General features: G+C 70.7%; 10 protein-coding genes. 7 read left to right on the top strand and 3 right to left on the bottom strand.

Annotation, left to right across the window (positions count from 1 at the left end):
• Window positions 1-223 precede the first annotated feature (223 nt).
• Together ACIPSJ_RS33070 and ACIPSJ_RS33065 are read right to left on the bottom strand one after the other, a co-directional pair.
• Entirely contained in the window at window positions 224-2,197 is a 1,974-nt protein-coding gene (locus ACIPSJ_RS33070; protein ID WP_401351562.1) for a glycoside hydrolase family 127 protein, read from the bottom strand.
• A 54-nt stretch (window positions 2,198-2,251) separates the two neighbouring features.
• Complete coding sequence (locus ACIPSJ_RS33065) at window positions 2,252-3,265, bottom strand: hydroxyacid dehydrogenase (RefSeq protein WP_401351350.1); 1,014 nt, start codon at window positions 3,263-3,265, stop codon at window positions 2,252-2,254.
• Between the two features lie 373 nt (window positions 3,266-3,638).
• Between ACIPSJ_RS33065 and ACIPSJ_RS33060 the strand changes: the two genes are divergently transcribed.
• From ACIPSJ_RS33060 to ACIPSJ_RS33030, 7 genes are read left to right on the top strand one after another with little or no spacing between them, the layout of a single operon-like run.
• Window positions 3,639-4,967 carry an ABC transporter substrate-binding protein gene (locus tag ACIPSJ_RS33060; RefSeq protein ID WP_401351349.1) on the top strand — a complete coding sequence of 443 codons (1,329 nt, stop codon included), beginning with the start codon at window positions 3,639-3,641 and terminating at the stop codon, window positions 4,965-4,967.
• A gap of 41 nt (window positions 4,968-5,008) precedes the next feature.
• Window positions 5,009-5,962, top strand: a complete 954-nt coding sequence (locus ACIPSJ_RS33055) for a sugar ABC transporter permease (protein WP_359218877.1) — start codon at window positions 5,009-5,011, stop codon at window positions 5,960-5,962.
• Window positions 5,959-6,825 (top strand): carbohydrate ABC transporter permease, encoded by an 867-nt coding sequence (locus ACIPSJ_RS33050; RefSeq protein WP_401351348.1) that lies wholly within the window; start codon window positions 5,959-5,961, stop codon window positions 6,823-6,825. Before ACIPSJ_RS33055 ends, ACIPSJ_RS33050 begins: the two co-directional genes overlap by 4 nt.
• Window positions 6,826-6,835: 10 nt before the next feature.
• Window positions 6,836-10,252, top strand: a complete 3,417-nt coding sequence (locus tag ACIPSJ_RS33045; protein ID WP_401351347.1) for a Tat pathway signal sequence domain protein — start codon at window positions 6,836-6,838, stop codon at window positions 10,250-10,252.
• Between the two features lie 10 nt (window positions 10,253-10,262).
• Window positions 10,263-11,402, top strand: coding sequence for an alginate lyase family protein (locus ACIPSJ_RS33040; RefSeq protein WP_401351346.1), 1,140 nt, complete (start codon window positions 10,263-10,265; stop codon window positions 11,400-11,402).
• Window positions 11,403-11,434: 32 nt separating this feature from the next.
• Window positions 11,435-13,042 carry a glycoside hydrolase family 43 protein gene (locus ACIPSJ_RS33035; RefSeq protein ID WP_401351561.1) on the top strand — a complete coding sequence of 536 codons (1,608 nt, stop codon included), beginning with the start codon at window positions 11,435-11,437 and terminating at the stop codon, window positions 13,040-13,042.
• On the top strand, window positions 13,039-13,854 hold the full coding sequence (locus tag ACIPSJ_RS33030; protein ID WP_401351345.1) for an alpha/beta fold hydrolase: 816 nt from the start codon (window positions 13,039-13,041) through the stop codon (window positions 13,852-13,854). Before ACIPSJ_RS33035 ends, ACIPSJ_RS33030 begins: the two co-directional genes overlap by 4 nt.
• Here the strand turns inward: ACIPSJ_RS33030 and ACIPSJ_RS33025 are convergent.
• Entirely contained in the window at window positions 13,802-14,620 is an 819-nt protein-coding gene (locus ACIPSJ_RS33025; protein ID WP_401351344.1) for a BTAD domain-containing putative transcriptional regulator, read from the bottom strand. The genes ACIPSJ_RS33030 and ACIPSJ_RS33025 overlap by 53 nt on opposite strands.
• Between the last annotated feature and the right edge of the window lie 40 nt (window positions 14,621-14,660).

Here is a 14,660-nt window from a genome sequence, read left to right as displayed (position 1 = left end):
CCTTGCGACCCCGCCGAGGCGGGAACTGGTGCGACCAGAGCGGAAATCGTTTACTAGCAATCGCACCTGGAACCGGGTGCGATCCGGGCCCACCCGCTCCCCGAGCACAACCCGGCGGAACTCGGGATGGTGCTCGTGCCGGCCTTCTGCTCATGGCGCGCCCGAAGGGGCGCGGGGAACTGCGCGACCAGCCACGACGGCGCGGCAGCCGAACGGCGACCCGTCACGGCGACCGCGGCGGAGCTGCCAGCGGCAGCCAGACCCGCATGCCGCCCGCCTCGCGGTTGGCCCACGCGTAGTACGGCACCGCCGTCAGCTCCACGCCCTCCCCGGACTGCGGTTCCTCCGCACCGAGCGGCCGGTACGGCCAGCCCGCGCGTTCGTCCGCGGCGAGCAGACGCCCCACTCCAGTCACCGTGCTGACCCCGCCGAGCAACCCGGGCTGCCAGTCCACTGTCAGCGGCACTCCCGGATCCAGCGCCACGTCGTCGGGGTCCAGACCTGCGGGCTGGTCGGTCTGTTCGAGGCAGTACACCAACGGCCCCCGCTCGATCGCGGCGCACCCCCGGACCGCGTCGACACGCGGGTCCGCGACGGTGAGCCGGGCCGGCATCGCGAGTTCGAGCCGGACGGTGTCGCCGCGCACGAAGGCGTGGGTGACCCGGAGCCATCCCGACTCCGCCCGCCCGTCGACCACGGCGCCGTTCAGCGCGAGCGTGTAGTGCGTGCACCATGCCGGCACGCGCAACGCGAGAGTGCTCGGCCCGGTGCCGGCGGCCTCCTCGACGGCCACCGTCACCGTGCCGTCCCACGGGTAGTCGGTCGTGACCCGCACGGTGAGGTCGTCGCCGCCGTAGACGCCGGTGGCGTACTGGTGGAGGTGGAGGCCGTCCTCGCCGGTCGTGGCGATGTAGTGCGGCAGGCTCGCCAGCAGGCGCATCACGTTCGGCGGGCAGCAGGCGCAGCGGAACCACGGCGTGCGGTGGGCGGTCTGGTCGCCGGGGCGTTCGTGGGAGCGGGATCGGTGGTGCAGCGGGTTGACGTACAGCCAGGTCCGCCCGTCCAGGCCGGCTCCGGCGAGGAAGCCGTTGAACAGGGTGCGTTCGACGAGGTCGGAATAGCGGGCCTCGCCGGTGAGCAGGGCCATGCGCCAGGAGAAGTGGATCGAGGCGATGGCGGCGCAGGTCTCGGCGTAGGCGCGGTCGGCGGGCAGTTCGTGGGCGTCGCCGAAGGACTCCCAGTCGTGGCGGGAGCCGACGGCGCCGCTGACGTAGGTCTTGGTGGTGACCATGTCGTCCCACAGCCGTTCCAGCGCCGCGCGCAGCTGCCGGTCGCCGGTCTCCGCCGCGAGGTCGGCGGCCCCGGCCAGCAGATAGAGCTGGCGTACGGCGTGGCCGGCGACCTCGGTCGCCTCGCGGACCGGGGTGTGGTCCTGCCAGAACTCCGGTCCCGGGTCGCGGTCGTGGCCGCGGTCGGCGCCGGAGGACAGGGTGCCGTGGCCGCGCCAGTCGACGAAGTAGCGGGCGAGATCGAGGTAGCGCCGTTCCGAGGTGGTCCGGTAGAGCTCGACGAGCGCGGTCTCCACCTCGGGGTGGCCGCAGACCGTGTCGACCTGCTTGCCGGGGCCGAAGACGGAGTCGATGTGGTCGGCGAACCGGCGCGCCACGTCCAGCAGCCGGCCGGAGCCGGTGGCCCGGTGGTGGGCGACGGCGGCCTGGATCAGGTGCCCCGCGCAGTACAGCTCGTGGCCCCAGCCCAGCTCGGTCCACGGCTCGCCGCCGCCGAGCTGGTAGTACGTCTGCAGGTAGCCGTCCTCCCGCTGGGCGGCGGCGATCAGCCCGACGACGGTCTCGGCCTCGGCGGCGAGTGCGGCCGCGCGTGCGTCGTCGGGGCTGTCCGCCAACTGCCAGCAGGCGGCCTCCAGCCACTTGTAGGCGTCCGAGTCCTGGAACTGGAAGTCCCCCGCGAAGCCCGGGGGCACGGTTCCGCCCTCGGTGCGCAGGAGCGCCGCGGCGCGGAGGTTGGCGAGGTTCCCGGCCGCCTCCAGCCGCTCGGGGCCGTCGGCCAGGGACACCTCGGCGTTGAGCCGCCGGCGCTCGGCCCAGAAACCGCCCTCGACACGGGCCAGGGCGGCGGGACGCGACGGGGAGACGGCATCGGGGGTGGGCCGGACCGGTCCGGCAAGCACGGTGTTCAGGGGAGCCTCCGAAGAAGAGGAGTTTGATGGGGGCGGCGGACGGGACGGGGGCGGTCAGGCGCTGATGGCGAGCTGGGCCCGGTGCACCGGGTGCGCGAGGGGCAGGCCGGAGGCGATGCGTTCCAGCTCCTGGACGACGGTGTCGCCGAGGCGGGCCAGTTCGTTGCCCAGGGAGCCGGCGATGTGCGGGGTGAGGAAGACGTTGGGGAGGCTGTAGAGCGGGGAGCCGGCGGGCAGCGGTTCCGGGTCGGTGACGTCCAGGACCGCGCTGATGCGTCCGCTGACCAGTTCCTCGGTGAGCGCGGTGTGGTCGATCAGGGCTCCCCGCGAGGTGTTGATCAGTACGCCGCCGTCGGGGATGAGCGCGAGTCGCTCGCGGCCGAGCATGCCCTGCGTCTGCGGGATGTCGGGCGCGTGCACGCTGACGATGTCGCTGGTGCGCAGCAGCTCGTCCAGCGGCAGGGGGACGGCTCCGAGCCGCGCCGCCTCCGCCGGGTCGACGTAGGGGTCGTACAGGCTCACCGACAGGTCGAACGGCCGGAGCAGCTCAAGGACCCGGCGGCCCACTCGCGAGGCGCCGATCAGGCCGACACGACGGCCGACGTTGCCCACGGCCGCGAAGTCCGTCGGCGCGGGATACACCCGCTCGGTGCGGAAACGCTCGCGCAGCCCGAAGGCGTCCTTGCCGGAGAGCAGGATCGCGGCGAGCGTGTACTCGGCCACGGGCAGCGCGTTGGCCCGCACCGCGCTGGACAGGGCGATGTCCCGCTCCCAGAACGGCTCCCCGACCATGTGCCGGACGCTGCCGGCCGCGTGCAGCACCGTCCGCAGCCGTGGCGCCCCGTCCAGGACCGGTGCGCCCAGATGGGGGCAGCCCCAGCCGGTGATGAGCACCTCGGCCCGGCCGAGGGCTGCCGCTGCCGCCGGCTCGGCGAAGTCCTGGACGACGAGATCGGGGTCGATCCGTACGAGTCGGCGGAGCCGGTCCATCAGCCGCGGCGGGAACAGTTCGCGCAGATGGACGGGGTTCATGACGAAAAGCGCGTGGGGCGACACTGCTGCCGACATGGTGATGCTCCTGCTCGGGCTCAGGGGTGGCGCGCGAGACGCCGCACGGTTCAGTAAACGTATTCCACGCTAGAAGCCGTCCCGGCACCGGTCAATGCTTCACCGTGGAGTCACCGATACCTCCCGACCCCTCGCCCGACGCCAGAAAAACCGAACCACGCAGGTCAGACGAGCGCTCAGGTAACGTTCTTGAAAGTTTGGCGAAACAATCCGGCCCTTCCCCCTTGTGGATCCGGCCACCACGGCCGTACGGTCCACGACAAACGATTACTGCCGTCAGTGGGCAGTGCCGGTTTCATTCCCCTTTGCGCCGCCCGACCGCGCCGCCTTCCCCACGCTGCAGGCGCCGTCTCGTTCCCCTCGTGGAGGACCGATGTCCAAGTCCCGCATCCGCAGCAGAGCCCTCGTCCCGTTGGCCGCCGCCGCGTCCCTCTCCCTGCTCCTGGCAGCCTGCTCGGACGGCGGCGGCTCCGAGGCCTCGCCGAAGACCAAGGGCAAGGTCACGCTGGAGTTCTGGAGCTGGACCGACGGCATCGAGGCCCAGACGAAGGTGTGGAACAAGGAGCACCCCGAGACGCAGATCAAGTTCGTCAACGCTGCGGGCGAGACCGTCTACCAGAAGCTCCGCGCCGCCGTGAACGCGGGCACGGCCCCGTGTCTGTCCAAGATGGACGGGATGAACCTGGCGAGCTTCGCCGCGGACGGCCTGCTGACCGACGTCAGCAAGGTCGCCGCCCCGTACAGGAGCGCGTACACGACGGCGGCGTGGAACGCGGTCAGCCCCGGCGGCACCACCTTCGGCATCCCGATGGGTTCCTCGCCCCTGTTCACGGCCTACCGCGCGGACCTGTTCCAGAAGTACGGCATCCAGGCGCCGAAGACCTGGGACGACCTGATCGCGGCCGGCAAGAAGGTCCAGCAGCAGGACAAGAACGTCAAGATCTACAACATGGCGGGCGAGGACCCGAGCACCCTCGTCGACCTGTCCTGGTCCGCGGGTGCCCAGTGGTACAAGGCCGACGGCGACCACTGGGTCATCGACTTCACCTCGCCCGACGCCCTCAAGGCCGGCGACGTGGTCCAGCAACTGGTCGACAACGACCTCGCCTCCAACGCCTCCTACGCCGACCCGGGCGTCTTCAAGACCTGGGACCTCGGCAAGACCATCGCGATGACCACCTCCACCTGGCAGCTGCCGATCTACGACACCAACTTCCCCAAGTCCAAGGGCAAGTGGCAGCTCGCGGACGCCCCGCTCTTCGACACCGCGACGCCGCGGACATCCAGCAACTTCGACACCACCGCCGTCCTCAAGGGCTGCAAGTACCCCGACCGCGCCGCACAGTTCGCCGCCTGGCTGTCCAGCAGCAAGGAGTCGCTGACCACCCTCACCGACCCGGCCTCCAAGTCCGGCCTGTTCCCGGCCGTCAAGGACGTCTCGCCGTACGTCGACAAGATCATCCCCACCGAGATGTTCAACGGGAAGTCCGACAGCGCGAACGTCATCACCACCGCCGCGTCCCGGGTCGGCGAGCAGTGGCAGTACGGCCCCGACTACGCGGCCATGTACTCCGAGATGCAGAAGCAGTGGGGCCAGGTCATGAAGAAGCAGCTCACCGTGAAGGCGATGCTGACGCATCTGCAGCAGTGGACCCTCGACGACCTCAAGGGCAAGGGCATCAAGGCCGTCGCCGGCAGCTGATCCCCCAGGCCGCCCACCCCCTCTTCGCACTGGAGATATCCGTGTCCACCCAGACGCGACCGCCCGAGGTCGCCACCGGCTCCCCGGTCCGGCGGCCCTCCCCCCGCCGGACCGGGAGACGGGGGACCTACAAGGGAGTGCTGTTCACACTGCCCTTCCTCGTGGGGTTCCTGGTCACCTATGTGCTGCCGATCGGCTACGCCTTCGGCCAGAGCCTGTACGAGAAGAAGGGCACCGGTCTCGGCTTCGGGCCGACGCGCACCGTCTACAGCGGATTCGACAACTTCGCCTCCGTCTTCGGCAACGACGCCTTCTGGGCGAGCATGCTGCGCACCCTGCTGTTCGGCCTGGTCCAGATCACGGTGATGCTCGGGATCTCGCTGTTCCTGGCGCTGCTGCTCGACGGGGTCGCGGCGCGGGCGGTGCGGTTCTTCCGGGCGGCGCTGCTGATCCCGTACGTCGTGCCCGCGGTCGTCTCGACCGTCATGTGGCTGTTCCTCTACAGCCCCACCGGCAGCCCACTGCTCGACCTGGCACACCGGGCCGGCACCGACGTCGACTTCTTCGGCGGCCTCAACACCTATCTCTCGCTGGGCAATCTGCTGACCTGGCAGGGCATCGGCTTCAACATGATCCTCATCTCCGCCTCCCTGCAGGCGCTGCCGCGCGAACTGTACGAGGCGGCCCGGCTGGACGGGGCGAAGGAGTGGCGGATCGCCTGGTCGATAAAGGTCCCGAACATCACCGGGATCCTCGTCCTGACCGGCATGTTCTCCCTCATCGGCCGGCTCCAGCTGTTCACCGAACCGCTGATGCTGCGGCAGATCGCACCGGAGTCGATCAACACCGACTTCACTCCGATGATGGAGATCTTCGACCAGGCGTTCAAGGCCGGCAACTACCAGTACGCGGCCGCCGAGTCGCTGGTGCTGGCCGTCGTCACCGGCATCCTCGCCTTCGTGTTCCACCGCGTGACGAACAGGAAGATGTCATGAGCAGTGTCGCCACCGGGGGCGGAGCACGCCCCACCCGCCGCGCCGTGGCCCTCACCACCGGCCTGCTGGTCCTCTTCCTGCTGTACTCCCTTGCACCGACCTGGTTCCTGATCGTCTCCGCGACCAAGAACCAGACCGACCTGTACTCCACCTTCGGCCTGTGGTTCTCCTCGAACCACCTCGGCGACAACCTCCAGCAGATCTGGACCTACCACGACGGCGTCTTCACCCGCTGGATCGGCAACTCGATCCTCTACTCCACGCTCGGCGCGGCCGGCTCCACCCTCATCTCGCTCGCCGCCGGGTACGGACTGTCGAAGTTCGACTTCCCGGGGCGGGGCGCCCTGTTCGCGGTCATCGTCGGCGCCTCGCTGCTGCCCAGCACCCTGCTGGCCTTCCCGCTCTACCTCGTCTTCGCCAAGATCGGGCTGACCAACACCATCTGGTCGGTCCTGATCCCCTACTTCATCAACCCCTTCGGGGTCTACCTCGGCAAGGTCTACGCGGACAGCTCCGTACCCACCGAGCTGATGGAGGCGGCCCGCATCGACGGCGCCTCCGAGCTGCGGATCTTCTGGTCGGTCGCGCTGAGGCTGATGCGGACCGGCGGCATCACCATCTTCATGCTCGTCTTCATCGACATCTGGAACAACTTCTTCCTCCCCCTGTTCATGCTCAACGGCGAGCGCACCTTCCCCGTCACCCTGGGCCTCTACTCATGGCTCCAGCAGGCGCAGACCGCCCGCGACATGAACACCCTCGTCCTCACCGGATCCCTGCTGTCGATCGTTCCGCTCGCGGTGTTCATGTTCGCGCTCCAGAAGTACTGGCGCAGCGGAATCCTCATGGGCAGCCTCAAGTAAAGGACCAGCCGTGCCCAACGCACCCAGAAGACGTGACGTCCTCAAGTACGCCGGAACCACCGGCGCCGCCGCGGCCGGCCTAGGCCTGCTGAGCGCCCAGCCCGCCACGGCCGCACCCACCGCCGAACCCGCCCTCGCGAAGGCGGTCTGCAAGCCCCTGGACATCGTTGTCTTCGGCAACACCTCCTCCGAGTCCGCGCACCACCTCACCGCCACCCTCTCGGACACCGTCACCGGCGGCCTCGGCCAGCGGGCCCGGATCCTCAACCCCACCGAACCGGCGACCTACTGGGGCGGCACGCTGAAGTTCGACGTCGCTGTCAGCCCGACCGACACCACCTACGTCACCGTCCGCCTCTGGGGCGACGACTACGACTCGACCTCCCAGCAGTCCGCGTCCGGCACGAACATGTGGCGGCTCCAGCTCTTCTGCGACGGCCTTCAGGTCGGCCACCAGGACGAGGGCGCCGTCGACAGCCTCGACATCCTGGACACGGCGCCCCGCGCCCCCGGCCGCTTCTTCTTCCACACCCTGCCGCTGCCCGAGCGGCTCACCCGGGGCAAGAAGAGGGTGACGCTGGAGATCCGGTCCATGGGCCGCATCTGGTCCTACGGCCAGAACGCCGACCAGCTCTACTACAAGATGACGACGCCCTCCCGGGGCATCTACCGCCTCTACACCCACACCGAGCCGTACTTCGTCGCGCCCAAGGGCGAGGCGCAGGGCCCGGCCCCGGTCCCCAAGGTCCGGGAGGTCGAGGGCCCCGAGGCCCTGGACGCCGTCCGCAAGCGCGTCGACAAGGACCAGAAGTACTACCTCAGCGGCGCCGGCCCGGCCGGCATGGACGCCTGGGCCTTCCAGTCCCTCGCCGAGGGCTACCTCTGGTCCGGCAGCCCCGCCTACCAGAACCCCGTCGCCCTGGACCGCGTCCTGCGGGCGCTCGACGGCCGCTACATGGCCTGGCAGAACGACCCGACGGTGCTGACCGGCTCCGACCAGCAGTGGCAGGGCTTCGGCCGGGTCGGCCTGGTCCTCGCGCTGCTCTGGGAGCACCTGGGCGACCGTCTGGACCAGAAGGTGACCGGCTCGCCCTACGAGATCGCCAACCCCGGCTTCGAGGAGGGCGGCGACACCCCGGAGGGCTGGGAGGTGCCGGGCTGGGGGAAGACCGCCGACGCCGACTGGGCACGGGACACCACCGTCGCCCGCACCGGATCCGCGTCCCTCAAGGTGACGGCGACCGCGTCCAACGGCTTCATCACCGTCTACTCCTCGCCCAAGACCCGAGTCGGCAAGGGCACCTACACCTACGGCGCGTGGATCAGGACCGACGGCGTGACCGGCACCGGCGCGCACATCGACCCGCTGTTCTTCGACGCGAGCGGCAACCTCGTCGGCAGCGACCACCGCGCGTTCGCCACCACCGGCAGCCACGACTGGCAGTACGTCTCCATCGACCTCGACACCCCCGACGGCGCCACCCAGATGGAGATGCACCTGCGGCTGTCGGGTCCCGGCACCGCCTGGTTCGACTCCGTCGACCTGGTCCGGCCCACCGAGCTGCGCAACCCCGGCTTCGAACTGGGCGACACCACCCCGGCGGGCTGGGCCGTGCCCGGCTGGGGCAGGACCGCCGACGCCGACTGGGCACGGGACACCACCGTCGCCCGTACCGGATCCGCCTCCCTCAAGGTGACGGCGACCGCGTCCAACGGCTTCATCACCGCGTACAACACGGCGAAGGTCCAGGTCGGCGACGGCACGTACACCTACAGCGCCTGGATCAGGACCGACGGCGTGACCGGCACCGGCGCCCACATCGACCCGCTGTTCTTCGACGCGAGCGGCAACCTCGTCGGCAGCGACCACCGCGCGTTCGCCACCACCGGCAGCCACGACTGGGAGCAGGTGTCGATCGACCTGGCGACCCCGGCCGGGGCGACCCGGGTCGAGTTCCATCTACGGCTCTCCGGTCCCGGCACGGCCTGGTTCGACGACCTGGTGGTCACCGCCCCGGCCGGCACCGCCACGGTGGAGCAGCCGGTCCGGCGCACCGCCTACACCGACATGCTCAAGTCCAGCCGGGACTACTGGCGCCGGCACTTCCCGCACTACAGCAACCAGACGCAGATCTGCGCCATCGGCATCTACCAGGCCAACCGCGGCCTCAGCCTGCTCGCCCCCGGCCTCGCGCTGTCCGAGGACAGGGCCCGCGGCTACCTGTACCAGTCGCTCGGCATGACGCCCTACCTCGGCCCCGAGGACGCCGACGGCAACCCGACCAAGCCGCTCGGCGAGGGCTACCACCAGGTGACGAGGGCGGGCCTGACCCGCGAACTCGGGTACGTGGGCAGCTACGGCGAGGTCATCGACTGGCTCGTCATGATGTACGAGTCCGTCACCCGCGGATACCAGGGTCAGGACGCGCCCGAACTGCGCAAGCAGATGGTCGACATCATCAAGGCGCGCGGCCGGTTCCGCGTCGTCGACGTCGACGAGACCGGCGCCCGGGTCGCCCGTATCGAGACCGTCATCGGCTGGCGCAACGAGGTCTACCCCGGCGAGATCGCGTACGCGTCCCGCACCGTCTGGGACTCCCACCCGGTCCTGTCCGCCGTCGCCTTCAAGGACCCCGACATCGTCGGCTGGACCCAGGAGATGATGGACGACGGCCAGTTCTACCGCCAGCTGGACCTGCTCATCAACCACACCTGGACCCGCGTCGGGCTCGCCGCGCTCCGGCTGGTCTCCCGGGACTGGGACGCCTTCCAGGCGCTGCCCAGCCGCCCCGCCCGTATCCCCACGGACTGGGACCGCCCCGACTTCGTCTTCACCGACGAGGAGAACGGCTGCCTCGCCGTCAAGAACGGCCGGGAACTCCTCTTCGCCTCCCTCTACTGGCGGGCCCGCCAGGGCGTGAACGACTACGCCCGCGTCCACCACCTCACCCCGACCGACCAGCGCTCCGCGACGATCCGCCAGCGCTCGGCGGGGACCACCGACGACACGTTCACCGTCCGGGACTGGATCCTGTGGGACTACGCCATCAACGACCCCGGCGCCGGCGGCATCCCGCCGGGCGGCTTCCCGCCCCCCGGAGACACCCTCCACCAGGCCCTGGCCGGAGACGTGTACCACCTGGCGCCCGTCCCGGCGGACGTCCCCGACCCCGCCCTCGGCGTCCACTTCGAGGGCGTGGAGACCATGCTGGTGGGCCGCGCGCCGTTCTACCTGTGCGAGTACGGCGACTACCTCATCGCCATGAACACCAGCACCGACCGGACCTTCACCCTCCCCGCCCGCCCGGACTTCGGCCCGGCCCGCGACCTGGCCACCGGCAGGAACGTGGGCGCCGGGCAGCGCCCGAAGCTCGGCCCGCACAGCACCCTCGTGCTCTACCGGGGTGCCGGACGCGACGACAAGTGAGGAAGCCCGCATGACCGAGCCGCACCTCCCCGCCCCCACCCGCCGTCGCTTCCTGAAGATCACCGCCGTCGGCACCGCCGCGGCCGCCACCGGACTGGTCCTCGTCCCCGAGGCCGACGCCCTCACCTCGTTCATCCACCCCGGGGTGCTGCACAAGCTCTCCGACATCCAGCGGATGAAGACTCGGATCGCCGCCGGCACCGAACCCTGGCTCAGCGGCTGGAACGTCTTCAGAACCGACCCCTACTCGCAGTCGTCGTACACGATGCTCGGCCCGTTCGCCTCGGTCGACCGGGGCACGACCGAACTGCACAACGGGGAGTTCTGGAACGACTGCAACGCCGCCTACCAGAACGCCCTGATGTGGAACCTGACGGGCACCACCGCCCACGCGACCAAGGCCCTGCAGATCATCAAGGCGTGGTCGGCCACCCTCACCTCCATCACCGGCAAGGACGCCCAGCTCGCGGCCTCCATCTACGGCTTCAAACTGGCGGCGGCCGCCGAACTCATGCGCTACACGGCACCCTCCGGAAGCTGGTCGGCGTCGGAGATCACCCAGACCGAGAACCTCTTCAGGAACGTCTGCGTCCCGCTCGTCGACACCTTCGGCGACGCGGGCTGGGGCACCAACTGCATCAAGGCGATGATGGCCATGGGGGTGTTCTGCAACGACACCTCCGTCTACAACGCCGCCGTCGACGCCTTCTACCTGCACGACTGCTGCAAGATCAGCCGGGTGATCGGCGACACCGGCCAGTGCGTGGACAGCGGCCGCGACCAGGCCCACACCCAGCTCATCCTCGGCAGCATGGCCGAGGCCTGCGAGATCGCCTGGGTCCAGGGCCAGGACCTCTACTCCGCCTCCGCCAACCGCCTGCTCGCCGGCTACGAGTACACGGCGAAGTACAACCTCGGCAACGACGTCCCCTACGCCGTCTGGGGCTCCTGCCAGGCCACCTACAACGCCATCTCCACCGTCGAGCGCGGCAATCTGCGCCCGATCTACGAGCTGGCCTTCAACCACTACGTCAAGCGCCGCGGCCTGCCCACACCCTGGACCTATGCCGCCGTCGCGCGACTCCAGCCGGAGGGCGCCGCGTTCCAGTGCGACCACGTGGGCTTCGGCACCCTGCTGTTCACCCTCTGATCCACCCTCCGACCGGAGCATCCGTGAGCCTGTTGATCCAGAACCCCGTCCTGCGCGGCTTCGAACCCGACCCGGCGATCCTGCGGGTCGGCGCCGACTTCTACCTCGCCACCTCCACCTTCGAGTGGTGTCCGGGCGTCCGGATCCACCACTCCCGGGACCTGGTGAACTGGCGGCCGCTGGGCGGGATTCTGGACAGCGGGCGCCTGCTCGACCTGACCGGCGTCCCGGACTCCGGCGGCATCTGGGCACCCGGACTGTCGTACGCCGACGGCCTGTTCCACCTCGTCTTCACCGTCGTCGACACCTACGCGGAGGGCTGGAAGGACCTCCCCAACTACGTCACCACGGCCCCGTCGATCGAGGGCCCGTGGTCGGACCCGGTCCCGCTGCACGGCCGCGGCTTCGACGTGTCCCTCTTCCACGACGACAGCGCGGACGGCGACGGGCGCAGCTGGCTGCTGAACATGCGCTTCGACTGGCGGCCGGACCACGAGTCCTTCGCCGGGATCGAAATCCAGGAGTACGACCGCGGGACCCGGACCCTGCTCGGCGCGCCACGGACGATCTCCGTCGGCACCGCCGCCGGGGTCGCCGAGGGCCCCCACCTCTACCGCCGCGACGGCTGGTACTACCTGGTGCACGCCGAGGGCGGCACCGGCTACGAGCACGGCGCCGCGGTGGCCCGTTCCCGCAGCCTGTTCGGCCCCTACGAGCCCGACCCGGCCGGTCCCCTGCTCACCTCCCGGCACGATCCGAGGCTGGCACTGCAGAAGGCCGGTCACTGCTCCCTCGTCGAGACACCGGCCGGGGAGTGGTACGCCGCCCACATCGTCGCCCGGCCTCACGGCGAGCGGGGCCGGTGCGTGCTCGGCCGGGAGACCGCGCTGCAACCGGTGACCTGGACCGAGGACGGCTGGCCCCGCATCGCCGGGGCCGTCCCCGCCGTCACCGTCCCGGCCCCCGACCTCCCGCCGGCCCCCGCGCCCGAACCACCGCCCGCCACCGACCTCTTCGACACACCAGCCCTCGGCCCCGACTGGTCCACCCTGCGCCGGCCCGCCACCCCGGACTGGATCGAACCGGCACCCGGCAGACTGCGCGTCCACGGCGGCCAGTCACCGGTGGGCCGCCGCACCCCCAGCCTGGTCGCCCGCCGGGTGACCGCGAGCCGCTGCTCCCTCCGGACGAGCCTGATCTTCGCCCCCCGCTCCCCCGACCACATGGCCGGACTCACCGCGTACTACAACACCCGCAACTGGCACTACCTCCACGTGACGGCCCAGGACGACGGATCCCCGGTGCTGCGCGCGCTGAGCTGCGAGGCCGGGCGCCTCATCGCCCACCGGCCGGCGGTACCCCTCGCCCCCGGACGCGCGGTCGTCCTCCAGGCCGAACTCGAACTCCCCGTCCTGCGCCTCTCCTACGACACCGGCCAGGGCATGCGCGTGCTGCCGCTCGAACTCGACGCCACCGTGCTGTCCGACGAGCACGCCGACGAGTTCCACGACGGCCGACTCCGGGTCCTCGGGTTCACCGGCGCGATGCTGGGGCTGTGGGCTCAGGACCTCGACGGCGCGGGCGTGCACGCGGACTTCGCCTACGCCACCTACCTCACCACCCCGGACCGTGACGCATGACCATCCTCCCCCTGGGACGCATCCGCCTCTTCTGTACCGCGCTCGGACCCGCGGAGGGCCTGCCCCTTCTCCTGGTGCACGGCTGGGGCGGAGACGGCCGCGAGTGGTCCCCGCACGCCGAGGCCCTCGCCGACCGGTTCCGTGTCATCGTCCCCGACCTGCGCGGCCACGGCCGCTCCGAGGTGCCGGACCGGGGCAACACCCCGGCGGAGATGGCCGACGACCTGGCCGCCCTGCTCGGCCGCTTCGGCACCGTCCCGGCCGTCGTCGTGGGCCACTCGATGGGCGGACAGGTCGTCAACCTCCTCGCCGTACGGCATCCCGCCCTCGTCCGCTCCGTCATCGCCCTCGACCCGGCCCACGGCGCGCACGGCGACGAGGTGACCAGGATCCCGGTCCGGCTGGCCCGCTATCAGGCCCAAGGGGCCGAGGCGGCGGCCGACTTCGTCGCCGGCGCGTTCGCCGCGGGCGCTCCGCCGGGCCTGCGGACCGCGCATGTCCGGACCATGCTGGGCACCCCGGACCACGTCATCGCCCAGGCCTACGCCGGCATGTACACCGACCCGGACGCGGTGGGCATCCGCCCGCACAGCGAGGCGTATCTGCGGCGCCGCACCCAGCGCGCCCTGACCGTGTGGACCTCGGCCGAGGCCGCCGCCTGGGAGCGCGACACCCTGCACACGCCCGGCTCCCGCGTCGACCACTGGCCCGATTCCGGCCACTACCTGCACGAGGAACACCCCGAACGAACCGTCCGCCTCATCCGCGACTGGACGGCGGACGAACCACGAACCGAGTCCGACCCCGCCTGAGGAGGAGAGACCGAGGGGCCGTTTCCGGAATCATGCCGGCGAAGCGTGCCGAGGGTTCGATGTCCAGCTCCGCACGGAGCAGCCGCCGGAACGCCTCGTAGTGCCGGATCGCCTCCACGACATTGCTCTCGGCCAGATGCACGGTCACCACCGCGCAGTGGGCGCTCTCGCGGAGGGGCTCGATCGCGACGCAGGTGAGGGCGGCCTCCAGGGCGAGTGCGTAGCAGCCGCTCCGGACGTGCCGGGCACTCAGCGATTCGAGTGCGTGCAGGCGGAGTTGGCGCAGCCGCTCGCGCTCGGAGCAGATCCACTCCTCGTCCCATCCGGGGAGCAGTTCGCCTCTCGCCAGCAGGCCGAGCGGAGGCAGCTCGTCGCCCGGATCGCGCGCGGAGCCGGTCAGGCGCAAAGCGGCCCGGGTGAAGTCGTCGACGTCGACGGACACGCCGTCCGCGAGGTACAGGGTGTCGCCGTCGCTGCCGACCGCCGGGTACCGCACCCGGCGCAGCCGCCAGAGCGTCGTACGGAGGCTGCCCTGCGCGTGCTCCTCGCTGACGTCGGGCCACAGGGTCCCGGCGACCACCGACCGGGGCGCGCGCTGATGCAGTCCGAGATAGGCCAGCAGCCGCTGCTCGTTGGCCGGGACGGCGATGCCCCCCTCGGTGCCCTCCAGCCTGAAGGCGCCGAACAGGCGCAGTCTGGCGAGCCCTGGGGGCTGTTCCGTCGTGTCGTGTCTTCGTGGTTCCGCGGTCAGTTCGTTCCAGGCCATCGCCGTCCCCGTTTCCCCGTGTGGCGACCGCCGGTTGAAC

This window comes from Streptomyces sp. NPDC090088 (assembly GCF_044747345.1).
GTDB lineage: Bacteria > Actinomycetota > Actinomycetes > Streptomycetales > Streptomycetaceae > Streptomyces.
Note: the sequence above shows the minus strand (reverse complement) of the source record. Positions and strands in the feature narration are given on the sequence as shown.

Coding starts and splice junctions, on each gene's coding strand:
- ACIPSJ_RS33065 (WP_401351350.1), bottom strand. CDS start 3,265: ATGTCGGCAGCAGTGTCGCCCCACGCGCTTTTCGTCATGAACCCCGTC.
- ACIPSJ_RS33060 (WP_401351349.1), top strand. CDS start 3,639: ATGTCCAAGTCCCGCATCCGCAGCAGAGCCCTCGTCCCGTTGGCCGCC.
- ACIPSJ_RS33050 (WP_401351348.1), top strand. CDS start 5,959: ATGAGCAGTGTCGCCACCGGGGGCGGAGCACGCCCCACCCGCCGCGCC.
- ACIPSJ_RS33040 (WP_401351346.1), top strand. CDS start 10,263: ATGACCGAGCCGCACCTCCCCGCCCCCACCCGCCGTCGCTTCCTGAAG.
- ACIPSJ_RS33030 (WP_401351345.1), top strand. CDS start 13,039: ATGACCATCCTCCCCCTGGGACGCATCCGCCTCTTCTGTACCGCGCTC.
- ACIPSJ_RS33025 (WP_401351344.1), bottom strand. CDS start 14,620: ATGGCCTGGAACGAACTGACCGCGGAACCACGAAGACACGACACGACG.